Source organism: Desulfuromonadaceae bacterium, assembly GCA_019429445.1.
Classification (GTDB): Bacteria; Desulfobacterota; Desulfuromonadia; order Desulfuromonadales; family JAHYIW01; genus JAHYIW01.
Genome location: JAHYIW010000012.1, coordinates 19539 through 42581 on the forward strand (window position 1 = coordinate 19539; position 23043 = coordinate 42581).

Annotated in this window: 35 protein-coding genes; 32 read left to right on the forward strand and 3 right to left on the reverse strand. The window is 51.8% G+C overall.

Translation table 11 applies throughout. The annotated features are described in order from the left end of the window. Positions 1-17: 17 nt before the first annotated feature. From rplC to rplQ, 29 genes are read left to right on the forward strand one after another with little or no spacing between them, the layout of a single operon-like run. The gene (gene rplC, locus K0A93_06225; protein ID MBW6511698.1) at positions 18-656 is read left to right on the forward strand and encodes a 50S ribosomal protein L3; all 639 of its coding nucleotides are present in this window, start codon (positions 18-20) and stop codon (positions 654-656) included. 27 nt (positions 657-683) lie between these two features. Beyond that, positions 684-1307 carry a 50S ribosomal protein L4 gene (gene rplD / locus K0A93_06230; GenBank protein MBW6511699.1) on the forward strand — a complete coding sequence of 208 codons (624 nt, stop codon included), beginning with the start codon at positions 684-686 and terminating at the stop codon, positions 1305-1307. Continuing rightward, positions 1304-1588: a 50S ribosomal protein L23 gene (locus K0A93_06235; protein MBW6511700.1), complete on the forward strand. Its 285-nt coding sequence runs from the start codon at positions 1304-1306 to the stop codon at positions 1586-1588. The genes rplD and K0A93_06235 overlap by 4 nt, the downstream gene beginning before the upstream one ends. Positions 1589-1626: 38 nt before the next feature. After that, positions 1627-2451: a 50S ribosomal protein L2 gene (gene rplB / locus K0A93_06240; protein ID MBW6511701.1), complete on the forward strand. Its 825-nt coding sequence runs from the start codon at positions 1627-1629 to the stop codon at positions 2449-2451. 23 nt (positions 2452-2474) lie between these two features. Then, positions 2475-2750: a 30S ribosomal protein S19 gene (gene rpsS, locus K0A93_06245; protein MBW6511702.1), complete on the forward strand. Its 276-nt coding sequence runs from the start codon at positions 2475-2477 to the stop codon at positions 2748-2750. A gap of 20 nt (positions 2751-2770) precedes the next feature. Beyond that, the gene (rplV, locus tag K0A93_06250) at positions 2771-3103 is read left to right on the forward strand and encodes a 50S ribosomal protein L22 (GenBank protein MBW6511703.1); all 333 of its coding nucleotides are present in this window, start codon (positions 2771-2773) and stop codon (positions 3101-3103) included. 16 nt (positions 3104-3119) lie between these two features. Beyond that, positions 3120-3758 carry a 30S ribosomal protein S3 gene (gene rpsC, locus K0A93_06255; GenBank protein ID MBW6511704.1) on the forward strand — a complete coding sequence of 213 codons (639 nt, stop codon included), beginning with the start codon at positions 3120-3122 and terminating at the stop codon, positions 3756-3758. Between the two features lie 22 nt (positions 3759-3780). Then, positions 3781-4206, forward strand: coding sequence for a 50S ribosomal protein L16 (rplP, locus tag K0A93_06260; protein ID MBW6511705.1), 426 nt, complete (start codon positions 3781-3783; stop codon positions 4204-4206). Next, the gene (gene rpmC, locus K0A93_06265; GenBank protein MBW6511706.1) at positions 4196-4396 is read left to right on the forward strand and encodes a 50S ribosomal protein L29; all 201 of its coding nucleotides are present in this window, start codon (positions 4196-4198) and stop codon (positions 4394-4396) included. Before rplP ends, rpmC begins: the two co-directional genes overlap by 11 nt. An 8-nt stretch (positions 4397-4404) precedes the next feature. Then, complete coding sequence (gene rpsQ / locus K0A93_06270) at positions 4405-4671, forward strand: 30S ribosomal protein S17 (protein ID MBW6511707.1); 267 nt, start codon at positions 4405-4407, stop codon at positions 4669-4671. 12 nt (positions 4672-4683) lie between these two features. Next, positions 4684-5052 (forward strand): 50S ribosomal protein L14, encoded by a 369-nt coding sequence (gene rplN, locus K0A93_06275; protein ID MBW6511708.1) that lies wholly within the window; start codon positions 4684-4686, stop codon positions 5050-5052. 23 nt (positions 5053-5075) lie between these two features. Beyond that, entirely contained in the window at positions 5076-5405 is a 330-nt protein-coding gene (gene rplX / locus K0A93_06280) for a 50S ribosomal protein L24 (GenBank protein ID MBW6511709.1), read from the forward strand. Between the two features lie 12 nt (positions 5406-5417). Beyond that, positions 5418-5957 carry a 50S ribosomal protein L5 gene (rplE, locus tag K0A93_06285; GenBank protein MBW6511710.1) on the forward strand — a complete coding sequence of 180 codons (540 nt, stop codon included), beginning with the start codon at positions 5418-5420 and terminating at the stop codon, positions 5955-5957. A 20-nt stretch (positions 5958-5977) separates the two neighbouring features. Further along, positions 5978-6163, forward strand: coding sequence for a type Z 30S ribosomal protein S14 (locus K0A93_06290; GenBank protein MBW6511711.1), 186 nt, complete (start codon positions 5978-5980; stop codon positions 6161-6163). A gap of 16 nt (positions 6164-6179) precedes the next feature. Beyond that, positions 6180-6578: a 30S ribosomal protein S8 gene (gene rpsH, locus K0A93_06295; GenBank protein MBW6511712.1), complete on the forward strand. Its 399-nt coding sequence runs from the start codon at positions 6180-6182 to the stop codon at positions 6576-6578. A 23-nt stretch (positions 6579-6601) separates the two neighbouring features. Then, entirely contained in the window at positions 6602-7141 is a 540-nt protein-coding gene (gene rplF / locus K0A93_06300; protein MBW6511713.1) for a 50S ribosomal protein L6, read from the forward strand. Positions 7142-7171: 30 nt separating this feature from the next. Then, positions 7172-7540 carry a 50S ribosomal protein L18 gene (rplR, locus tag K0A93_06305; protein MBW6511714.1) on the forward strand — a complete coding sequence of 123 codons (369 nt, stop codon included), beginning with the start codon at positions 7172-7174 and terminating at the stop codon, positions 7538-7540. Between the two features lie 11 nt (positions 7541-7551). Continuing rightward, complete coding sequence (rpsE, locus tag K0A93_06310) at positions 7552-8049, forward strand: 30S ribosomal protein S5 (GenBank protein ID MBW6511715.1); 498 nt, start codon at positions 7552-7554, stop codon at positions 8047-8049. Positions 8050-8071: 22 nt separating this feature from the next. After that, positions 8072-8251, forward strand: a complete 180-nt coding sequence (rpmD, locus tag K0A93_06315; GenBank protein MBW6511716.1) for a 50S ribosomal protein L30 — start codon at positions 8072-8074, stop codon at positions 8249-8251. 9 nt (positions 8252-8260) lie between these two features. Next, positions 8261-8701: a 50S ribosomal protein L15 gene (rplO, locus tag K0A93_06320; GenBank protein ID MBW6511717.1), complete on the forward strand. Its 441-nt coding sequence runs from the start codon at positions 8261-8263 to the stop codon at positions 8699-8701. Position 8702: 1 nt separating this feature from the next. Continuing rightward, positions 8703-10013: a preprotein translocase subunit SecY gene (secY, locus tag K0A93_06325; protein MBW6511718.1), complete on the forward strand. Its 1311-nt coding sequence runs from the start codon at positions 8703-8705 to the stop codon at positions 10011-10013. Positions 10014-10024: 11 nt separating this feature from the next. Then, positions 10025-10669: an adenylate kinase gene (locus tag K0A93_06330; GenBank protein ID MBW6511719.1), complete on the forward strand. Its 645-nt coding sequence runs from the start codon at positions 10025-10027 to the stop codon at positions 10667-10669. A gap of 3 nt (positions 10670-10672) precedes the next feature. Next, complete coding sequence (gene map, locus K0A93_06335; protein MBW6511720.1) at positions 10673-11419, forward strand: type I methionyl aminopeptidase; 747 nt, start codon at positions 10673-10675, stop codon at positions 11417-11419. Positions 11420-11452: 33 nt separating this feature from the next. Then, the gene (gene rpmJ / locus K0A93_06340; GenBank protein ID MBW6511721.1) at positions 11453-11566 is read left to right on the forward strand and encodes a 50S ribosomal protein L36; all 114 of its coding nucleotides are present in this window, start codon (positions 11453-11455) and stop codon (positions 11564-11566) included. A gap of 20 nt (positions 11567-11586) precedes the next feature. Further along, positions 11587-11955, forward strand: coding sequence for a 30S ribosomal protein S13 (rpsM, locus tag K0A93_06345; GenBank protein ID MBW6511722.1), 369 nt, complete (start codon positions 11587-11589; stop codon positions 11953-11955). Positions 11956-11967: 12 nt separating this feature from the next. Then, the gene (rpsK, locus tag K0A93_06350) at positions 11968-12363 is read left to right on the forward strand and encodes a 30S ribosomal protein S11 (protein MBW6511723.1); all 396 of its coding nucleotides are present in this window, start codon (positions 11968-11970) and stop codon (positions 12361-12363) included. A gap of 17 nt (positions 12364-12380) precedes the next feature. Then, a complete protein-coding gene (gene rpsD, locus K0A93_06355; GenBank protein MBW6511724.1) occupies positions 12381-13010 on the forward strand; it encodes a 30S ribosomal protein S4 in 630 nt (209 codons plus the stop codon). A 38-nt stretch (positions 13011-13048) separates the two neighbouring features. After that, positions 13049-14065 carry a DNA-directed RNA polymerase subunit alpha gene (locus K0A93_06360; protein ID MBW6511725.1) on the forward strand — a complete coding sequence of 339 codons (1017 nt, stop codon included), beginning with the start codon at positions 13049-13051 and terminating at the stop codon, positions 14063-14065. Positions 14066-14105: 40 nt separating this feature from the next. Further along, entirely contained in the window at positions 14106-14639 is a 534-nt protein-coding gene (gene rplQ, locus K0A93_06365; protein MBW6511726.1) for a 50S ribosomal protein L17, read from the forward strand. A 161-nt stretch (positions 14640-14800) separates the two neighbouring features. On the opposite strand, the gene K0A93_06370 is transcribed toward rplQ, so the two are convergent. The 3 genes from K0A93_06370 to K0A93_06380 all read right to left on the reverse strand — a co-directional run bounded on the left by K0A93_06370 (position 14801) and on the right by K0A93_06380 (position 18776). Continuing rightward, positions 14801-14965 (reverse strand): hypothetical protein, encoded by a 165-nt coding sequence (locus K0A93_06370; protein MBW6511727.1) that lies wholly within the window; start codon positions 14963-14965, stop codon positions 14801-14803. A gap of 147 nt (positions 14966-15112) precedes the next feature. Beyond that, on the reverse strand, positions 15113-15253 hold the full coding sequence (locus tag K0A93_06375) for an ATP-binding protein (GenBank protein MBW6511728.1): 141 nt from the start codon (positions 15251-15253) through the stop codon (positions 15113-15115). A 67-nt stretch (positions 15254-15320) separates the two neighbouring features. Further along, positions 15321-18776 carry a pyruvate carboxylase gene (locus K0A93_06380; protein MBW6511729.1) on the reverse strand — a complete coding sequence of 1152 codons (3456 nt, stop codon included), beginning with the start codon at positions 18774-18776 and terminating at the stop codon, positions 15321-15323. A gap of 557 nt (positions 18777-19333) precedes the next feature. On the opposite strand from K0A93_06380, the gene K0A93_06385 reads away from it, so the two are divergent. The 3 genes from K0A93_06385 to K0A93_06395 are packed head-to-tail and all read left to right on the forward strand — an operon-like array spanning position 19334 to position 23033. Continuing rightward, complete coding sequence (locus tag K0A93_06385) at positions 19334-19921, forward strand: TetR family transcriptional regulator C-terminal domain-containing protein (GenBank protein MBW6511730.1); 588 nt, start codon at positions 19334-19336, stop codon at positions 19919-19921. A 47-nt stretch (positions 19922-19968) separates the two neighbouring features. Continuing rightward, the gene (locus tag K0A93_06390) at positions 19969-20880 is read left to right on the forward strand and encodes a radical SAM protein (protein MBW6511731.1); all 912 of its coding nucleotides are present in this window, start codon (positions 19969-19971) and stop codon (positions 20878-20880) included. A gap of 11 nt (positions 20881-20891) precedes the next feature. Beyond that, complete coding sequence (locus tag K0A93_06395; protein ID MBW6511732.1) at positions 20892-23033, forward strand: FAD-dependent oxidoreductase; 2142 nt, start codon at positions 20892-20894, stop codon at positions 23031-23033. The last annotated feature ends 10 nt before the right edge of the window (positions 23034-23043 follow it).

Consider the following 23043-nt stretch of genomic DNA (forward strand, 5'->3'; position numbering starts at 1 on the left):
GCATAAAGGTACAGACAATGGTAAATGGAATTCTGGGAAAAAAACTTGGTATGACTCAGGTTTTCACTGCTGATGGCAAGCGTGTTCCGGTGACGGTTGTTGAAACCGGACCCTGTGTCATTGTACAGAAAAAGACAGTGGAACGTGACGGTTATAATGCTCTCCAGCTTGGATTTCAAACGAAACTCCAGCAGCGCGTCAGCAAGCCGGAAGCTGGGCATTTCCAGTTGGCCGGTAAGGGGGCATTTAAGTTTCTTCGTGAAGTTCCTGTCGATGAAGCTGATAATTACCGGGTTGGCGACGAGATTACCTGCGGTGAGTTTTTAAGTGTTGGTGAACAGGTTGATGTGACTGGAACCAGTAAGGGGAAGGGGTTCCAGGGGGTCATCAAACGCTGGGGGTTCTCCGGCGGACGCGGTTCGCACGGTTCACATTTTCATCGTGCACCCGGTTCAATTGGTTGTAGTGCCTGGCCAAGTCGCGTGTTCAAAGGGAAAAAGATGCCTGGCCAGATGGGCAACGTACGGGTGACGACACAAAACCTTCAGGTCGTTGAAGTTCGTGCTGAGCAAAATCTGGTATTGATTAAGGGTGCTGTCCCTGGGTCAAAAAATGGCATAGTGATGATTCGTAAAAGTAGCAAGAGCGTCAAGTAAGCGCGACACGACGTTCAGGAGATAATCATGGCAAAAGTAGCAGTTTACGATATTCAACGCAATCAGGTCTCTGAGCGTGAGCTGGCCGATGCTGTCTTCGGCGCCGACGTCAAGGGTTATCTGATTCATGACATGGTCCGCTATCAACTGGCCGCACGTCGTCAGGGGACCTCATCGACCAAGAGTCGTGGTGAGGTGCGTGGTGGCGGCAAGAAGCCTTATAAACAAAAAGGCACCGGTAACGCCCGCCAGGGGACTATTCGTGCCCCTCACTTTGTCGGCGGGGGCGTTGCTTTTGGCCCCAAACCGCGTGACTACAGGTTTAAATTGAACCGCAAGGTGAAAAAGTCGGCACTGTGCAGTGCCCTTTCCGCGCGGGTCAAGGGTGAGAAGCTCACGGTGTTAAACACAATTGAACTTGAAACGATCAGCACCAAGGCGTTTGCCGAGGTATTGAAACGCTTTGAACTTCAAAACGCTTTGATTGTGATCGATGAAGCGGATGTGAAGATTGAGCTTTCCGCCCGCAACCTTCCTCATGTGAAGGTTCTGCGCGCGGATGGGGTGAATGTTTATGACGTGCTCAAATATGGCAATTTGGTTATTACTGAAGCGGCCATTGAGCGTTTGGAAGGATCATTGGGATCATGAAGCAGCTACATCAGATACTCAAAAAACCTCTCATTACCGAGAAAACCAATGAGCAAAAAGAAATTGGACAAGTGGTAGCCTTTGAGGTTGCGCTTGATGCCAACAAAATCGAGATCAAACAAGCCGTTGAAAAGGCCTTTGATGTCAAGGTCAAGAACGTGAATACCGTTCTGGTGGCTGGCAAAAGAAAGCGTGTCGGGCGCAATTTTGGTAAGCGTTCGAACTGGAAGAAAGCATACGTCACTTTGGCAGACGGCGATATCGATTTCTTCGGCGTGTAAGAGACGAACTCTATTTTAAGTGATACGGAGTTTCTATAATGGCGATCAAAAAGTATAAACCGACCTCGCCGGGCCGTCGCAACATGACGAGCTCGACTTTTGAGGAAATTACCAAGACCACGCCTGAAAAGTCGTTGTTGGCACCGCTGAGCAAAACTGGCGGGCGTAATAACTATGGCCGGATTACCAAGCGGCACACCGGCGGCGGTCACAAACGCAAATATCGGATTATCGATTTTTGTCGCGACAAAGCTGATGTCCCGGCCAAAGTTGCTTCGATTGAGTATGACCCGAACCGCAGTGCACGTATTGCTCTTCTGGTTTATGCAGATGGAGAAAAAGGCTACATTCTTGCTCCGGTTGGCCTGGATGTCGGGACTACCGTGATCACCAGCGAACAGGCTGATATCAAGCCTGGCAATGCCATGTCGATTCGCTCGATTCCGCTGGGCACCTGGGTTCATAACATCGAGCTTAAGCCGGGCAAGGGAGGGCAGTTGGCGCGCAGTGCCGGAACTTATGCGATGATTGCAGCTAAAGAGGGGAAATATGCTCAGCTTCGCCTGCCCTCTGGCGAGGTTCGTCTGGTGATGCAGGAATGCCGGGTAACGATTGGCCAGGTTGGCAATACTGATCATGAGAATGTCAAGATTGGTAAGGCCGGTCGTAATCGTTGGCTCGGGAAGCGTCCTCAATCGCGCGGTGTTGCGATGAACCCGGTCGATCACCCGCACGGCGGTGGTGAGGGTAAAAGTTCTGGTGGACGTCATCCGGTCACTCCCTGGGGTGTGCCGACTAAAGGTTATAAGACACGTTCTAGCAAGCGTACGGATCGGTTCATTGTACGTAAAAGAACAAAATAAAGCGGTAGAGTAAGGAGACAACAGTGTCGAGATCTATCAAAAAAGGTCCTTACGTTGAAGAAAGTCTGGCGCGGAAGGTTGATGCAACCAGTGCCGGATCCCATAAAGTGATCAAGACCTGGTCGCGGCGATCGACCATTCTCCCCGAGTTTGTCGGGCTGACCTTTGCCGTCCACAATGGACGCAAGTTTATTCCGGTCTTTGTGACGGAAAACATGGTTGGTCACAAATTAGGTGAATTTGCACCGACACGGACCTATTACGGTCACGGGGCGGACAAGAAAAGCAAGCGCAAGTAAGTCCGTAAGGAGCCGATTTCATGGAAGCGAAAGCAAAATTGAGATACGTCCGGATGTCCGCGCAGAAAACGCGGCTGGTTGCCGACATGGTACGTGGCAAACAGGTCCAGGAGGCGTTAAATATTCTCCGGTTTTCACCGCAAAAAGCGGCGCCGGTTTTGACAAAGTTGGTTAATTCTGCAGTTGCGAACGCGGAACAGAGCGGGGTCTCTGATGTTGACCGTCTTTACCTGAAAACAATCACTGTGGATCAGGGCCCAGCACTCAAGCGTTTTATGCCGCGTGCTCAAGGTCGAGCAACCCGTATCCGTAAACCAACCAGCCACATTTTTGTGGTTCTGGATGAGAGATAGTTGAGGAGGTGTAGGTTTGGGCCAGAAAGTTCACCCAATAGGCTTCCGTCTGGGGGTCATTCGTACCTGGGACTCGCGCTGGTACGCTGAAAAAGATTACGCTGCGTTGTTGCATGAGGATATCAAGCTTCGCGATTATCTGAAGAAGCGACTTTTTCACGCCGGAATTGCCAAGATAGAAATTGAACGCGCTGCAAATAAGGCAAAATTGAATATTTTTGCGGCCCGACCAGGAATTATTATCGGCAAAAAAGGTGCTGAGGTTGAAGCGCTGAAGCGCGACCTGGCCAAAATTACCGATAAAGAGGTCTTCATCAATATTCAGGAAGTTCGTAAACCTGAAGTTAATGCTCAACTGGTTGCGGAGAACGTAGCGTTGCAACTGGAGCGGCGGGTGGCGTTCCGTCGGGCGATGAAAAAGAGTGTGACACAGGCGCTTAAATTCGGAGCTCAAGGGATCAAGATCAATTGTGCCGGTCGCCTTGGTGGTGCAGAAATGAGTCGCACTGAATGGTATCGTGAGGGCCGGGTGCCCTTGCACACCCTCCGCGCGGATATTGATTACGGATTTGCTGAAGCAAAAACCACCTATGGAATTATTGGGGTCAAGGTTCTGATTTTCAAAGGTGAAGTTCTGCAGCGTGAGCAGCAGTAAGATTGGATAGGAGTTTTCTGTCATGCTAATGCCTAAAAAGGTTAAACATAGAAAGCAGTTCAAGGGGCGCATGACCGGAGCTGCTCCCGGCGGTGTCGAATTGACTTTCGGCGACTATGGTCTGCAGGCGTTGACCTGTGGTTGGCTGTCTTCCCGCCAGATTGAAGCAGCTCGTCGTGCCATGACCCGTTATATAAAACGGGGGGGTAAGATTTGGATTCGCGTGTTTCCCGATAAACCATTGACCAGCAAGCCCGCCGAAACACGGATGGGGAAAGGTAAAGGATCTCCTGACAGTTGGGTTGCTGTGATCCGGCCCGGGGTCATACTTTATGAAATGCAGGGTGTTACGGAGGAAATCGCACGCGAGGCGTTGCGTCTTGCGGCACATAAACTTCCGGTCAGGACCAAGTTTGTGGCCAGGGAGGAGCTAGGTCATGAAGGTTAATGAAATGAATGAACTCAGTACCTCCGAGTTGAATAAGAAGGAGCAGGAGCTGCACCAGGAGATGTTCAATCTCCGCTTTCAGCTCCATACCGGACATTTGGAAAACACCGCCCGGATTTCTCAGGTGAGACGAGATATTGCTCGGGTTAAAACCGTGCTTCGCAAGAAGCAGGGTGAAGCGGAAGCGTGAGGATGAAGATGGCACAAGAGCGAGGCAATCGGAAGACCCAAGTCGGGATTGTCGTAAGTGACAAAATGGACAAGACCGTGGTTGTTAACGTCGATCAACTGGCCAAACACCCGATTTACAAGAAATATATCAAACGGCGAACCAAGTATAAAGCGCACGACGAATTGAATAACTGCGGAATCGGTGACAAGGTTCTGATTGTTGAATGCCGTCCGTTGTCACGTGACAAACGTTGGCGGGTGCGCGAAATTCTTGAAAAGAACGTCATTGTTTAGGAGATATCAGCCATGATTCAGATGCAGTCCATGCTTGATGTGGCGGATAATTCCGGTGCTCGGAAACTCTGCTGTATCAAAGTACTTGGCGGGTCGAAACGCAAGTATGCAGGCATTGGGGATATAATTGTCTGCTCCGTCAAGGAAGCAATGCCCAATTCAAAAGTAAAAAAGGGTGATGTTGTGCGGGCAGTCATCGTAAGAACGGCGAAAGAAGTTGGTCGCCCTGATGGCTCCTACATACGTTTTGACAAAAACTCTGCGGTCGTTGTTAACGCCGCAGGGGAACCGGTCGGTACGCGTATTTTCGGTCCGGTTGCTCGTGAATTGCGAGCCCGGCGTTTTATGAAGATCGTTTCACTGGCACCGGAAGTTCTTTAATACAAGTTGGGAGACGGATTACAATGGCGGCAATCAAGCTTCATGTCAAAAAAGATGACATGGTGATGATTATAGCGGGTAAAGATAAAGGGAAAACCGGGCGCGTACTGAAGGTGATTCCTGAAAAAGAACGCGTTATGGTGGAAAACCTGAACGTGGTCAAGCGTCACACCCGTCCGACACAGTCGAATAATGAGGGCGGTATTATTGAGAAGGAAGCACCGATGGCCGTATCCAATGTTCAATTGGTGTGTCCGGCGTGTAATAAACCGACTCGCACCGGAGTCCGCATTCTTGACGATGGCGGCAAGGTACGCTTCTGCAAGAAGTGCAATGAAATCGTCGATAAGTAACGGAGTAGCTTCATGGCCAGATTAATGGAAAAATATCGGACTGAACTGGCACCCAAATTGATGGGTGGCCTGCAACTGAAGAACGTGATGCAGGTTCCCAGAATTGACAAAGTTGTTGTCAATATGGGGCTCGGGGAGGCCATTCAGAATATCAAGGTGCTGGAGTCTGCGGTTGAAGAACTCGGCTTGATTACCGGGCAAAAAGCTGTGATTACCCGCGCTAAACGTTCGATCGCTCAATTCAAGTTGCGAGAGGGGATGCCGATCGGTTGCATGGTGACCCTGCGTCGCGAACGTGCTTATGAGTTCCTGGATCGTTTGATCAATGTCGCCCTGCCGCGCGTCCGTGACTTCAAGGGGGTTTCGCCCAAGGGGTTTGATGGGCGTGGCAACTACACCATGGGGATCCAGGAACAGATCATTTTTCCGGAAATTGATCTGGAAAAAATTGATAAGGTTAAAGGGCTTAATGTGACCGTCGTCACATCGGCTGGGAATGATGAGGGTGGCCGTGCGTTACTCTCCAGTCTTGGCATGCCCTTCCGTAAATAAGAAGAGTAGCGGAGGAAATAGTGGCGAAAAAATCAATGATACTCAAGGCACAGCGGACGCCGAAGTTCAAAGTAAGACAAAATAACCGCTGTCCGCTCTGCGGACGTCCGCGGGCCTATTATCGTAAATTCAATATGTGCCGGATCTGTCTGCGAAAACTGGCGTCTGAAGGCAAAATCCCCGGCGTGATCAAATCGAGCTGGTGAACAAGGAGTACTATCGATGGGAATGACAGACCCGATTGCGGATTTGTTGACACGCATCAGGAACGCCGGAGTGGCGAAGCATCAGAAAATTGATATGCCATCTTCTAATTTGAAGGTTGCGATTGCAACTGTTCTTAAGGAGCAGGGGTACATCAAGAACTTCAAGACCACAAGTGACGATAAACAGGGCGTGTTGCGTATTTATTTAAAGTATGACGATAACAATCAGCACATTATTCACGAGATCCAGCGCGTTTCAAAGCCCGGTCGTCGCTCGTTTGTCGGGTGCAGTGAAATTCCGCAAGTGAAAAACGGCCTGGGTTGTTCGATTCTGTCGACCTCGAAGGGGGTCATGCACGATGTGGCAGCTCGTGAGGCTCAGGTTGGTGGTGAGGTGTTGTTTACCGTCTGGTAACAACCGTTTAAGGAGTTCCTAGCATGTCAAGAATCGGGAAAAAACCCATTATTATACCTTCAGGCGTGAGGGTTGCGCTTGATGGTGGTACGTTGAGCGTTCAGGGTACAAAAGGTAAACTGAGCAAGGTTGTGCCACCGGGCGTCAAAGTTGATGTCGGTGCAGATTTGATTACCGTGTCTCTGGCTGATGCCACGCAAACAAATACGGCGATGCTTGGTTTGGCTCGTACTCTGTTGGCGAATATGGTTGACGGTGTCGTGACCGGCTTCAGCAAGGTGCTTGAAATCAGCGGTGTGGGTTACCGGGCCGATCTTAAAGGAACCGTGTTAAACCTGGCTTTGGGCTATTCTCATCCGATAGAGTATCCCTTGCCTGCCGGGATTGAAGCTGAAGTTGAGAAACAAACAAAAATCACGATTCGCGGGACTGATAAGGAATTGGTCGGGGCGACAGCCGCGAAGATACGTTCTTTTCGTGAGCCTGAGCCGTATAAAGGCAAAGGGATTAAGTACGCTGATGAGCGGATTGTTCGTAAGGCCGGCAAGACTGGTAAAAAATAAGTCTACAGTTTAAGTTTAAGGAGAACAACTGTGAACGTTGCAAAAACAAGACGTTTGGGCAGAATGAAGCGCCAAGTGCGGGTTCGGCAGAAGGTGACAGGCACCACCGAGAGACCCCGGCTTTGTGTGTTTCGCAGTGCCAAACATATTTACGCTCAGATTATCGAAGATTCGACCGGTAGCACGCTGGCGTCAGTCTCCACTACTTCTGCTGCGGTTTACGGCGATTTAAAATCTACCGGAAATGTTGCTGCGGCGAAAGCGGTTGGCAAGGCGATTGCCGAGTTGGCGCTCGCCAGGGATATCAGGAAAGTTGTATTTGACCGTAACGGGTTTCTGTACCACGGCCGTGTTAAAGCACTGGCTGAGGCTGCACGTGAAGCCGGTTTGACGTTTTAAAGGAGGATCTCTTGCATCGTATCGATCCGAACGAATTGGACCTGACCGACCGCGTAGTTCATATTAATCGTTGCGCAAAAGTTGTGAAGGGTGGTCGGCGTTTCAGCTTTTCCGCGCTTGTTGTTGTCGGTGACGGCCAGGGTTGTGTGGGATATGGACTCGGCAAGGCCCGCGAGGTGCCTGAAGCCATCCGTAAAGGAGTTGAAGCTGCAAAACGCAACATGATTAGAGTTCCGTTGCAAGGCAAATCGATTCCTTTTGATGTGATCGGCAAGTACGGTGCGGGAAAGGTGTTGTTGAAACCCGCCTCGGCTGGTACCGGTGTGATCGCAGGAGGGGCGGCACGCGCTGTTCTTGAGGCAGCCGGAGTCGCAGATATTCTTTCGAAGTGCCTGGGGTCGAACAATCCGCATAATGTTGTCAAGGCAACCCTGAATGCTTTGAGCCGACTGAAAAGTCCAGAAGAAATCATGCAACGACGCGGCCTGTCCGCAGCGGCGGCGGAATAATCTCGACGCCAGGGAGATGGTCATGGTTGGTAAAATTAAAGTAACGCTGAAGCGTAGTCCGATCGGGCGCAAAGAATATTTTGCCAAGGTGCTCAAAGGACTGCAATTGACGAAACTGCAGAAAACGGTGACTTTGCCGGATACTCCTGAAATCCGGGGTATGATTCGCAAAGTTGAGCACATGGTAGCGGTAGAGGACTAGGAAATAGCGATGGATTTAAGTAATCTGCAACCGGCAATCGGTTCGACAAAAAACAGAAAACGTATTGGTCGTGGAGCGGGCTCAGGAATGGGCAAAACTTCCGGCAAAGGTCACAAGGGGCAGAATGCGCGTTCTGGCGGAGGAGTCAAACCCGGGTTTGAAGGGGGTCAGATGCCGCTTCAGCGCCGTTTGCCGAAACGGGGTTTTTGTCCGCTTAGCCGCAAGGTTTACGCGCTCGTTAATTTGCGCGATCTGAATGAATTTACAGCCGGAAGCGTGGTCGATCTGGAAGCGATGAGCCAGGCTGGGTTGTTCGGTCAAATTAATGACGGTGTCAAGATTCTTGCTGACGGAGAGTTGACCAAGGCACTCACGATCAAAGCCCATAAATTCAGTAAGGCTGCGGTGACCAAAATTGAAGCTGCAGGCGGAACGATAGAGGTCCTGTAAATTGATTCGGAGTCTTCAGAATATTTTCAGCATCCCCGAATTACGGCGCCGGGTTATTTTTACCTTGGTCATGCTGGCTGTTTATCGGGTTGGATGTCATGTTCCGACGCCAGGAGTTGACGGATCGGTTCTCGCCAAGTTTTTTGCGGGGACTGAAGGGACACTTCTCGGTTTGGTCAGTGCATTTACTGGTGGTGCGCTTGAGCGCATGACCGTTTTTGCTCTGGGGATCATGCCTTACATCAGTGCCTCGATTATTTTGCAATTGCTCACGGTTGTTTTTGAACCGGTTGAGAAACTGGCGAAAGAAGGTGAGCAGGGGCGGCGTACGATCACCAAGTGGACACGCTATGGTACGATCGTTCTCTCTGTGATTCAGGGTGCCGGGATCGCCATCGGTCTGCAGACGATGCGCGGGCCAGCGGGAGAATTCGTGGTTCCTGACCAAGGTGTCGGATTTATTTTATTGACTATCGTTACGTTGACTGCCGGGACCGCATTTATTATGTGGCTGGGGGAGCAGATTACCGAGCGGGGCATTGGGAATGGTATCTCGCTGATCATTTTCGCCGGCATCGTGGCGAATATTCCGTCGGCAATAGTGAATACGATACGTCTTGTCAAGACCGGTGCGTTGTCAATTTTTGTGCTGATTGTCATTTTTGGTGTGATGTTCGGTGTCATTTGGGCGATTATATTTATGGAGCGCGCTCAACGCCGGGTACCGATTCATTATGCGAAACGCGTTGCCGGTGCCGGGGCTACAGGGCAGACGAGCCATCTTCCTCTTAAGATCAATATGAGCGGTGTTATTCCACCAATCTTTGCCAGCTCGATCATTATGTTTCCGGTGACCGTGGCCCAGGTTGTTGATGTGCCCTGGGTTCAAACTATCGCCAATATGATGAATCCGGGGAATTGGCTTTACAATGTCTTTTTCGTTGCCTTTATCGTCTTCTTCTGTTATTTCTACACGGCTGTAACGTTCAACCCCGTTGATGTTGCTGACAACATCAAGCGGCAGGGTGGTTATGTGCCGGGGATTCGTCCAGGCAAGGCGACTGCCGAGTATCTTGACACCGTGCTGAGCCGACTGACGTTTGTCGGGGCCATCTACGTTTCGGCGGTCTGTGTGCTTCCGACGATCCTTTATGGGCAGTTCAACTTGCCGTTTTACTTTGGTGGAACGTCGTTGTTGATTGTTGTCGGGGTTGGGATGGATACCGCATCACAAATCGAAGCGCATCTGATTTCGCGGTCGTATGAAGGGTTCATGAAAGGTGTGACGCTGAAAAGTCGCGCTGGACGATAGGATAGCTAGTCATGAAATTGATTCTTCTCGGTCCTCCGGGGGCCGGTAAAGGCACACAAGCAAAAATATTGACTGATCGTTATAATATTCCGCAAATATCGACGGGTGATATTTTGCGTGCTGCGGTCAAGAACAAAACCGCAATGGGGATCAAGGCGAAGGAGTTTATGGATTCCGGCGCGCTGGTTCCTGACGAGGTCGTGGTTGGCATTGTCAGTGACCGTTTGCTCGATCCGGACTGTACAGCGGGGTTTATTCTTGATGGTTTCCCGCGGACGGTTCCTCAGGCTGAAGCTCTTGCAGCAACATTGTCCCGCATGGGGCGTGATCTGGATAAGGTGATTTCGCTTGAGGTTGATCCGAAGGCACTTGTTGAGCGCCTGACCGGTCGCAGAACCTGTCGCGAGTGTGGTGCAGGGTATCATATAAGCTTTGACCCGCCGCAAAAAGATGGTGTCTGCAATCTCTGCGGGGGGGAACTTTTTCAGCGCGATGACGACAATGAAGAGACGATTCGTAAGCGACTTGATGTCTACCTGCAACAAACCGCGCCGTTGATCTCTTTTTATGAGAGGGCCGGGATTCTCAGTTCGCTGGATGGTTTACGTTCGATCGCTGATGTTGAACAGGAAATTCAGCACCTGCTTCAGGCTTAAGTGGTGATTACGCTTAAATCTCGCGCCGAGATTAAAAAAATGCGAAGCGCGGGGAAAATTGTCGCTGAAATACTTGCTCTATTGAAAGAGTGTGTCGCCCCTGGGATCACTTCGCTGGAACTCGACAGTCTGGCGGAGGCGGAGTGTAAAAAATACAGGGCCCGTCCGGCCTTTAAAGGCTATGGCGGGTTTCCCTATTGCATCTGCGCATCACCGAACGAAAAGGTTGTTCATGGGTTTCCGAATTCTTCCCCTCTGGACGATGGTGATTTTATCAGTATAGATTTCGGCGTCATCTATAACGGCTATTATGGTGATGCTGCGCTGACCATACCGGTCGGCAAGGTGTCAGCGGAAAAGCAGCACCTGATGGATGTCACCGAGTGCTCTTTACGTGCGGCGATCGAAAAAGCGGTCGTGGGAAACAGAATATCAGATATTTCTCACGCGGTGCAAAGTACGGTTGAATATGAAGGGTACAGTGTCGTTCGGGAATTCGTCGGTCATGGTATTGGCAAACGCCTGCATGAAGCTCCGCAAGTCCCGAATTTTGGCTTGCCTGGGCAGGGGCCACGTCTGAAAGCTGGCATGACATTGGCGATTGAACCGATGATTAATGCCGGATGCCCCGAAATCAGGATACTGAGTGATGGCTGGACGGCGGTCACGCAAGACAGCCGACCATCGGCACATTTTGAACATACGGTCGCTGTTACAGAGGATGGTCCGGAAATTCTGACTGTTTTGTGACGGCGCAAGATAACCCCGCTGAGGAACTGAAAAATGAAAGTTAGAAGTTCAGTAAAGAAGATCTGCGACAAATGTAAGGTGATCAAGCGCAAAGGCGTAGTCAGGATCATCTGCGAGAACCCCAAACATAAGCAACGTCAGGGGTAAAGACGTAGGAGGAGCATACATTGGCACGCATAGCTGGGATAGATTTACCGCGCAATAAGCGCATCGAAGTGGCACTCACTTATATTTTCGGCATTGGTCGTTCGTCGGCGCAGAAGATTCTGACGGCGGCGGGCGTTGAGTATGATACGCGTTCCGACGATCTGAATGAGGCCGAAGTCGCAAAAATTCGTGAAGTTATCGACGGTGGGTTCAAGGTCGAAGGTGACTTGCGGCGGGATGTTACCATGAACATCAAGCGGCTGATGGATCTGGGTTGCTATCGTGGTCTTCGTCATCGTCGGGGACTCCCCGTTCGTGGTCAAAAAACCAAGACCAATGCTCGGACCCGTAAAGGTCCGCGCAAGACTGTCGCCGGTAAGAAGAAATAATCTGGAGGAACCATGGCTAAGCCTGGCAAAAAAGCAACAAAACAAAAAAAAGAGAAGAAGAATATTGCCAAAGGAGTGGCGCACATCCAGGCAACTTTCAATAACACCATCGTTACGATTGCTGATGTCAGCGGTAATGCGATTTCTTGGGCGACTGCCGGCGGGATGGGTTTCAAGGGGTCTCGCAAGAGTACTCCTTTTGCGGCTCAGATGGCAGCTGAAGAAGCCGCCAAAAAAGCAATGGAACACGGTTTGCGGACGGTTGAGGTTTTCGTAAAGGGACCGGGTTCCGGTCGTGAATCAGCATTGCGTGCGCTGCAGACGGCGGGTCTGGCGATTACTTTAATCAAGGATGTTACCCCGATTCCACATAACGGGTGCCGTCCGCCGAAACGCAGAAGAGTATAACACAAGGAGGACAAACGTTGGCTAGATATACCGGACCCGTCTGCCGTCAGTGCAGAAGGGAAAATATGAAGTTGTTTTTGAAAGGTGACCGTTGCCACACCGACAAGTGTGCCGTTGAGCGACGTAATTATGCTCCGGGGCAGCACGGTCAGGGGCGGGTCAAGGTTTCTGATTACGGTACGCAATTGCGTGAAAAACAACGTGTCAAACGTACCTATGGTCTGCTTGAAAAACAATTCCGAGCTTATTTTACCGAAGCTGACCGGATGAAGGGTGTGACCGGCGAGAACTTGCTGGTACTTCTTGAACGTCGCCTTGATTGTATCGTTTATCGTCTTGGTTTTGCCAGCTCTCGCAATGAAGCTCGCAGTCTTGTCCGGCAGGGACACTTCAAAGTCAATGGGCGAAGAGTGAATATCCCTTCGTATCAGGTGCGCCCCGCTGACGTTTTGGAACTTCGTGAAAAGAGCCGTACCGTTGCGCGGATCAATGAGTCTCTTGACGGTGTTATGCGGCGTGGAATTCCGTCCTGGGTCGAAATCGATCGGGCGAACTTTTCCGGCAAGATGAAAACCTTGCCGGTTCGTGACGAGATGACCACCCCGGTATTCCAGGAGCAATTGATTGTCGAATTGTACTCCAAGTAATTACTGCTGAAAGAACAGCATTTAGATGGAGGATATGGATGTATAAAAACTGGAGAGACCTGATCAGACCAAAGCGCCTCCAGATTGATTCCGATACGCTGACCGGAGCTTATGGCAAGTTTGAGGCTGAGCCGTTTGAGCGTGGCTTCGGGACGACCCTTGGCAACTCGCTGCGGCGGGTACTCTTGTCATCCTTGCAGGGAGCAGCAATTACGTCGGTGCGCGTCAAAGGTGTATTGCACGAATTCTCGACGATTCCCGGTGTGACCGAGGATATGACCGATATTATTCTGAATCTGAAAGGGGTTCTGCTGCGCCTCCATGGTCACGATATGCGTAATATCCGTATCGTAAAAAAAGGGGCAGGTCCGATTGTTGCCGGTGATATTGTCACTGACAACAACGTAGAGATTCTCAACCCCGATCACCATATTGCCACTTGCGGTAAAGAAGCAGATGTCGAGATGGATATGACCGTAGCGTTGGGCAAAGGTTACGTGCCTGCTGACCGTAATCGGGACGAAAAATTTCCGGTCGGGACGATTCCGATTGATTCGATTTTTTCTCCGATCAAAAAAGTCAATTTTGCGGTAACCAATGCTCGGGTCGGTCAGATTACCGATTATGACAAGTTGACCCTCGAAGTTTGGACCGATGCCAGTATCCGTCCTGATGATGCTGTTGCTTACGCAGCAAAAATTTTGAAAGAGCAGCTGCAAATTTTTATCAACTTTGATGAGAATATCGAGCCTGCGCCAGACGAGCGTGAAGATGAATCGCGCAAGATCAATGAAAACCTCTATCGGAGTGTTGAGGAACTTGAGCTGTCGGTGCGCAGTGCGAACTGCCTGAAAAATGCAGATATTCATTTGATCGGTGAACTGGTTCAGAAAACTGAAGCCGAGATGCTTAAAACGCAGAATTTTGGTCGCAAATCCTTGAATGAAATTAAGGATACTATGGCTGAAATGGGGCTCACTCTCGGGATGCAGGTCGACAATTTCCCCGATCCGGATTATATGAAGATGATGCAGAAGGCTGAAGAAGAAGAGTGATTTTCAGCCCGGTGATATTTAGGAAAGGAATCGTTAAACGATGCGTCACAATAATACAGGCAGACGGCTCGGTCGTAACTCCAGCCACCGCAAGTCGATGCTGCGCAACATGGTAACATCCCTGTTTGAGCACGAGAAAATTACCACCACTGATGCGCGTGCCAAAGAACTGCGGAAGTTGGCAGACAAGCTCATTACCCTTGGCAAACGCGGTGATCTGCATGCCCGTCGTCAAGCTCTGGAAGTTGTTTTCGACAAGACCATTGTCGCCAAACTTTTTGAACGGATAGCCCCGCGTTATGCAGATCGTCCTGGCGGTTATACCCGGATTGTCAAGCTCGGTTCGCGTTCTGGAGATAATGCTTCAACATCGATTATTGAGCTTGTGGAAGAGAACTTCACCCCGAAACCGAAAAAAGCCAAGCCCGTTGTTGCCGAATCGGGTGTTGCTGAGCCTGGTGCAGAGGCAGTTGAGGAAATTTCCAGCGTCGAAGAGGTTGCTGCGGAGACTGTTGAGCCTGCGACCGATGATGTTACGGAAGACGAGCAAAAAGACGAGCAAAAAGACGCTTGAGATTCACTTTATAACGCATAAAAAAGGCAGGGTCCGTGTGACCTTGCCTTTTATTATATGCTGAAAAATTTCTGAGGTTGGCTTCCAATAGTGGACACACTGTAAGGGCCGGACATTACATCTGGCCTTGTTTGCCCATCATTCACGAAAACATTTAAGGTTCAAAACCCCACCCCGCCGCCGACCGACAGGTGAACGAATGTGTCAACATATTCGTCTTTTACCGTCACCGAGCGGTAGTCAATTTTGACGACTTCCAGCCACTCGTCGCTGATCTTGTCGCATTCTCCATAGGATAGAGTAAGAGGCAGGGGATACCTGCCCATCCTCACCAAACCGTGTCATGAGGTCCTGTTTCCCTATGCCCCGACGATGCAGATGCAATCGCTTGATTATGGTGTCTCGCGTAAACTATCTTGTCCGGTTTGACGACAATTAAGAGGGCCGGTTGATTTTCGTTATTTTCTTAGGTGTTACTTCTTCCGATAGCTCTCTCCTTCGATTTCAATAATGCTGGCATGATGAATAAGCCGGTCGATCACGGCCACGGTCATCAACGTATCGACAAAGATTTGATCCCATTGGCTGCCGAAGTTTGACACTCTCAACGACATGAATTCCAAACTAAACTAGGGGACTTTCAGTCACTAAGAAACCGATGCACTTTCAGTGCATAGTGCTTTACTCAAGGACAATCAGTAAATCACCCTGATCGATCTGATCTCCTTCTTTAAAGCGGACCTCCGCAACGACGCCATCAGTTTTGGCTTTGACATTGGTCTCCATCTTCATTGCTTCGGTCGTCAGCACGGTTTCTCCCGCTGTGACCGTTTCTCCGACAGTCACCAGCAGTTTGAAAATTTTGCCCGGCATTGGCGCGCCGATCTGCTTGTCATCCCCCGAATCGGCTTTGTCATGCGTTACTTCGCTCGATTCGACAGACAGATCCTTGACCACGATCTGGCGTGGTTCACCGTTGAGTTCAAAGTAAATGTTGCGTGTGGCGTCGTCCTGAATTCGCCCGATGGCGTTGAGCTTGATAATCAGGGTTTTGCCCGGCTGGATGTCGATGGAAACCTCGTCCCCAGGTTCCAGCCCGTAGAAAAAGACGGGGGTCGGGAGGACCGATGTGTCGCTGAATTCCTGACGATGCCGATCAAATTCCTCAAAGACCCCCGGATAGAGAACCGCTGACAGAACATCTCCAGCGTTGGCCGGGTGACCAATCCGGCTTTCCAGTTCCTGCTTTTTGGCCGCAAAGTCCACCGGTTCCAACAGTTCGCCGGGACGGCAGGTGAGTGGTTCTTCCCCTTTGAGAATAATCTTCTGCAACTCTGGAGGGAACCCGCCGTAGGGCTGACCAATCATCCCTTTGAAGAAATCGACCACCCCTTGCGGAAAGGCCAGGTCGGCACCACGCTCGAACACGTCTTTGGGCTCCAAATTGTTCTGCACCATGAACATCGCCATATCGCCGACGATTTTTGAAGAGGGGGTTACCTTGACCAGATCGCCAAACATATCGTTCACTTTACGATACATCTCCTTGCATTCTTCCCAGCGGTGACCGAGCCCGAGTCCTTCGACCTGCGGCTTGTAGTTTGAATATTGCCCACCGGGAATCTCGTGATGGTACACCTGTGCCGTGCCGCTGCGCAGCTCGGATTCGAAGGGTGCGTAATAGGTGCGAACCGTCTCCCAGTAGTTGGCGAGGAGTTGCATGTTTTTTTGATCGAGTTTTGGATCCCAGATGGTGCCTTCAAACGTTGCCAGCATCGCGTTGAGATTCGGTTGCGCAGTCAGGCCGGAGATCGAGGAGAGGGCCGCGTCGACGATATCGCATCCCGCCTGGGCGGCCATCATCAGCATCGCACCACCGTTGCTTGAGGTGTCGTGGGTGTGGAGGTGAATCGGAATCCCGATCTCCTGTTTGAGTGCCTTGACCAGCTTTTCAGCGGCGAACGGTTTGAGCAACCCGGCCATATCCTTGATCGCCAGAATATGTGCGCCCATATTCTCCAGCTCTTTCGCCATCGACACATAATAGGAGAGGGGGTATTTGTCACGTTTTGGATCGAGGATGTCGCCGGTATAGCAGATTGATGCTTCGCACACGGCGTTGGTTTGTTCACGCACGGCGTCCATGGCCACCTGCATCCCCTTGACCCAGTTCAGCGAATCAAAAATCCGGAAGATGTCGATGCCGCTGTTCTCCGCCTTGATGACGAACTCCTGGACCACGTTGTCCGCATAATTGGTGTATCCCACCGCGTTGGAGCCGCGCAGCAACATCTGAAAGAGAATGTTCGGTACTTTCTTGCGCAACCGTTCCAGCCGTTTCCAGGGGTCTTCGCGCAAAAAGCGCATCGAGACGTCGTAGGTTGCTCCCCCCCACATTTCAAGTGAGAACAGTCCACCACCGAGATGGGCGGTCGCTTCAGCAATCCGCTCAAGGTCATAGGTTCGGATGCGGGTTGCCATCAGCGACTGGTGGGCATCACGCCAGGTGGTGTCGGTAACCAGGAGCTGTTTGTTGGCAAGTGCCCACTCTGCCAGTCCCTGCGGACCTTTGGCGAGCAGGATGTCGCGGGTGCCGCGCGGGTGTTGTTGGTTGTATGGAATCTCCGGTACTTCCGGTTCGCGCAAATCTTTGAAGCGCAGTGCGTTCCCCTGTTTGATGCCGGGGTAGCCGTTGACCGAAATGTTGCCGATGAAACTGAGCAGCTTGTTGGCGCGATCTTGCTTGACCGGCAATTTAAACACTTCCGGGTGTTCATCAAGGAATGACGTGTCACATTCCCCGGCGAGAAAGAGCGGATGCGTGATGACGCGCTCCAGAAAGCCGATATTGGTCTTGACTCCGCGAATACGGAATTCCTGCAGCGCGCGATCCATGGTGCGCGAGGCATCGCGAAAAGTTAATCCCCAGGTTGAGATCTTGACCAGCAAGGAGTCGTAGTGCGGGGTGATGATTGCTCCGGCGTAACCGGCGGCGGCGTCAAGACGTACCCCGAACCCGGCGGCGGTGCGATAGGCTTTGATAATTCCAAAATCCGGGGCGAAATTATTGTTCGGATCTTCGGTCGTAATGCGTGCCTGGATCGCAAAGCCCCGCAGTTCAATGTCCTTCTGACTTTTGATGCCGATCTCCGGGTCAGAGAGCTTGTGCCCCTGGGCAATGCGAATCTGGGCCTGCACCAGGTTGCGCATCGTCACCAGTTCGGTTACGGTATGCTCAACCTGGATGCGGGGATTGACTTCGATAAAGTAAAAATCGCCGTTCTTGTCCATCAGAAATTCAATTGTACCGGCATTGACATAGTTGACCGCTCCGGCGATTTTCAGCGCATAGGCGCACAGCTGCTCACGTTTCTTTTTAGTCAGGTAGAGTGACGGAGCGATTTCAATGACTTTTTGATGGCGGCGCTGGATCGAACAGTCGCGTTCGTAAAAATGGACCAGGTTGCCGTGCTTGTCGCCGAGGATCTGAACCTCGACATGTTTCGGCTTTTCGATATATTTTTCGAGAAAAATGGTGGCATTGCCGAACGCCGCCTGTGCCTCCGAGGCGGCTGACTTAAGTCCTTCGAGCAGTTCCTTCTGATTCTGGGCCACCCGCATACCACGGCCACCGCCTCCGGCCGAAGCCTTGACAATGATCGGATAGCCACACGATTTGGCGAAGATCAGGGCCTCCTCTTCGCTGGTGACCGGATCTTTCGTGCCCGGTACCACCGGGACTCCGGCCTCGGTTGCAACCTTGCGCCCGGAAACCTTGTCACCGAGAAGACGCTGAATCTCGGGGGTGGGGCCAATGAATGCAATCCCCGCACGCTCACATGCTTCGGCAAAATCGGCATTTTCCGATAAAAAACCGTAGCCAGGGTGAATCGCGTCGACATCTTTGCGGCGTGCCAGGTCGATGATTTCGTCGATACTCAGATAGACGTCGACCGGCCCCTTGCCTTTGCCGATCTGGTAGGCCTCGTCAGCTTTGTAACGATGCAGTGACAGCTTGTCTCCCTCCGAATAGATCGCTACCGTGTTCATTCCCAGTTCGGTGCAGGCGCGAAAAATCCGGATCGCAATTTCGCCGCGGTTAGCTGCCATGACTTTCTTGAATTTCTTTACTGTCATTGAATGGTTCTCCAAAAGTGGTTGCTGAAACAGATTTTTGATTCTATCAAAGTTTTAAACAAAATCAGCATAATTGAAATTTTTACTAACGCTAAATAATCTTTTAATTGCAATGGTTTATGAAAGTTGTATACGCCGTGGACTATAATATCTGAACAACTGTACTGTCAAGGGACAATCGATGTTGAAATATACGAACAATCGACAAATAGTGCTATATTTCAACTCATTTAATTCTAAATTAGTGCTGTCGCGATCAGGTCGACGCAGTTTCGAAACGATTAAAAACTATTTAAATCCAGTATTTTGTGGCGATTTATTTGCATTATTAACAGACATGATGGCAGATGATTTATTTTGTATACAGTATACAATAACCACTTTTTTATGTGCTTTAAACTTTTTTTCGCGAGCTTTGTTCGTTGTGTTGTCTCATCGTTGTCAGCGACGTTCCGGCATGGCGCTACGGTGAGGTGCTGCGTAAAGTTTCTTGACATCCTGGAGTCAGCTGGTATTAATAAAAAAACAGGATGGTCTGTTTTTTCGGAGGTCGAATTATGGCAACCAAGGGTGAAATCACGCGGACAAAAATTCTTGATGAAGCCGCGCAAGTTTTTCAGCGCAAAGGATTCTTGACCACGACTATTAACGATCTGCTGGATGCAACCGGCATAACCAAAGGAAATCTCTATTTTCACTTTGCCAGCAAGGAAGAGGTCGGTCTCGAAGTTTTGCGGCAGGCGCAAGCTGCCTTCCGGCTATTTCTGGACGACGCCCTGCACGGGGACACCCCCGGAGCGAGGCTGGATAATTTTTTCCGTCATGCCCTGGAGCGAAATCGCAGCAAAGGATTTGTCGGCGGTTGCCTGTTCGGCAACACGGCGCTCGAAACCTGCGACAATGCGCCACCTTTTGCGGCACTGGTCAGCGAGGTTTTTGCCGAATGGATCGGCAAACTGGAAGAAACGATTCGAGCCGCCCAGGCGAGCGGCGAGCTCCGTCAGGATCTGCCCGCCGACCAGCTGGCCGAACTCGTGGTGGAAACGATTGAAGGCGGGATCATGCAATCCCGGCTGAAAAAAGAGGGAGCCCCGCTCAAGCGGGCACTTGACTCATTGCGGGTTCTGCTCGAACTCAAATCTTGACACGCACACAAAGAAGATCAGGAAACTACCGGAGAGCTTTTATGAAGATGAACAGCACTGACGACACCTGGTTCACCACCAGCCAAAATGAGCCACGTGGTTATATTCAGCCCCGGCTGCTTGACGAGCTTTGGTTTCACACCGGAACCAACTGCAACCTGCGCTGCCCGTTCTGTTTTGAAGGCGCAAGGCCGGGGGACAACCGCATCGAGTTTCTGACCCTGGCAGATGCCCGGTGCTTTATCGACGAAGCGCTGGAACTCGGGGTCAAAAAGTTTTCCTTCACCGGCGGTGAGCCGTTTGTCAACCCGCAGTTTGTTACCATTTTAGAGACCGCTTTGGAGCATCGTCCCTGCCTGGTGTTGACCAACGCCACCGAGCCGCTGATGAACCGCATGGCCAAGGTGGTTGGGCTGGCCAATAAGCCGAATCCGCTCAAGTTCCGGGTCAGCCTGGATCATCCCGACCCGGCCAGACACGACGCGGCACGCGGCACGGGGAATTTCAACAAAGCGCTCGACACGCTGGGACGGCTCCATCGGGCCGGTTTTGGTGTCTCTATCGCCCGTCTGATGCTTCCGGACGAGGACAGCGCCGTCGTGGATCGCAGCTATGTTCCCTTTTTCCGCAGTGTCGGTGTTCCCGACGATATCACCATCATCAAGTTTCCGGAATTTCATCTGTCCGGCTCTTCCCATCAGGTCCCGGAGATCACCGAAACCTGTATGAGCCATTATTTGAGCGCCGAGCAGCGTGCCGCCTTCATGTGTCATTTCAGCAAGATGATTGTGCGTAAAAACGGGCAGTGTGGCGTATATGCCTGTACCCTGGTGGATGACGTCCAGGGGTACGATCTGGGACCAACGCTGAAGGCCGCCATGGACAGGCGGGTCATGCTCGGTCATCACCGCTGTTATTCCTGTTTCGCCTGTGGTGCCAGCTGTTCGGAAAACGAATAAAGGGGTTCATCATGTCGAATCGCTGGAAAAAAACCCTGGTTATCATGGCCATTGCCGTACTGGTCGTGACGTTCTTTGTTTTCGATCTGCAGCGCTACCTGACTCTCGCCGAACTGAAGACCCGTCAGGCGGAGTTCCAGGACTTCTATGCGGCTCATCGACTGCTGACTTTGGGGCTTTATTTTGTTCTTTATGTCCTGGTAACCGCCTTGTCGCTGCCAGGGGCGGCGGTCATGACCCTGGCCGGTGGCGCACTGTTCAGTTTCTTGCCTGCGCTGGTGGTGGTCTCCTTCGCCAGCAGCATCGGCGCAACCCTGGCCTTTCTGGTCAGCCGCTTTCTGTTGCGCGACTGGGTGCAAAATCGCTTCCACGATCGGCTGGCGGCGATCAACCGGGGGGTTGAAAAAGAGGGGGCGTTCTACCTGTTCACCCTGCGGCTGGTGCCGATCTTTCCGTTTTTCATCATCAACCTGGTGATGGGGCTGACCCCGATGCGCACGTTGACCTTTTACTGGGTCAGTCAGGTCGGTATGCTCGCGGGGACCGCCGTGTATGTCAACGCCGGCACCCAGCTCGGTCAGATCAACAGCCTGGGCGGGATTCTTTCTCCCGGCCTGCTGTTTTCCTTTGTCCTGCTTGGTGTTTTTCCGCTCATTGCCCGCAAGGGGGTCGAGATCATGAAGAAACGTCAGACGCTCAAGAATTTTCCTCAGCCGAAAAAATTTGCATATAACGTTATCGTCTTCGGCGCCGGTTCCGCCGGGCTGGTTTCGAGTTACATCGCTGCGGCGGTCAAGGCCAAAGTTGCGCTCATCGAGAAGCACAAGATGGGGGGCGACTGCCTCAATACCGGTTGCGTCCCGAGCAAGGCGCTGATTCGCTCTGCAAAGATGCTCGCCTACGGTCGCCGCGCCACCGAGTTCGGTTTCCGCAAGACTGAAACCGAATTCGAGTTCGGCGAAGTGATGGAGCGGGTGCAGCGGGTGGTGGGCAAGGTCGAGCCGCACGATTCGGTGGAGCGTTATACCGGACTGGGGGTTGCCTGCATACAAGGTGATGCGCGTATCACCTCGCCCTACACGGTCGAGGTGGATGGCCGTACCCTGACGACGCGCAGCATCATTGTTGCCACAGGTGCCTCGCCATTTGTGCCGCCGATCCCCGGACTTGAGCAGGTCGATTATCTGACCTCTGACAACCTCTGGCAACTGCGGGAGTTGCCGCAGCGTCTGGTGGTGCTGGGCGGTGGGCCGATCGGTTGCGAGATGACTCAGGCGTTCGCCCGCTTCGGCGCACAGGTGACGCAGGTTGAAATGGGTGAGCAGATCATGGGGCGGGAAGATCCGGATGTTGCCACATTTGTCCGTCAGCGTTTCGAGACCGAAGGGGTGAATGTGCTGACCGGCCATGCGGCCAAACAGGTCCTTACCGAAGACGGGGAACACATCCTCGTCTGCGCACACCAGGGTGAGCAGGTACGTGTCCCATTTGACCGGATTCTGGTCGCGGTTGGTCGACGACCGAACGTCAAAGACTTTGGTCTGGAAGAACTGGGGGTGCGATTAAGTGACCGTGGCACAGTCGAGACCGACGGCTTTCTGCGCACCAACATCCCCAACATCTTCTGCGCCGGAGATGTCGCCGGGCCGTACCAGTTCACCCATACCGCCGGGCATCAGGCCTGGTACGCCAGCGTCAATGCCCTGTTCGGCGATTTCAAAAAGTTCCCGGTTGACTATCGGGTCATCCCCTGGGTCACCTTCACTGATCCGGAGGTCGCCCGGGTCGGCCTGAATGAAACGGAGGCCAGGCAGCAGAATATCGCTCACGAGGTCACCGTGTTCGAACTGGCCGAACTGGATCGCGCCATTGCCGAAAGTGAAGACCATGGCTGGCTCAAGATCATTACCCCGCCCGGCAAGGATAAAATCCTTGGTGTCACCATCGTTGGCACTCACGCTGGCGACCTGCTCGCCGAATATATTCTGGCGATGAAGCATGGTCTCGGCCTGAATAAAATTCTCGGCACCATCCACCCCTATCCGACCCTGGCCGAGGCCAACAAGATGGCGGCCGGGGAATGGAAGAAGGCACATGTCCCGGAAAAATTGTTGGCCTGGGTGGAGAAATTCCATGCCTGGCGACGCAAGTGAACGATGCTGC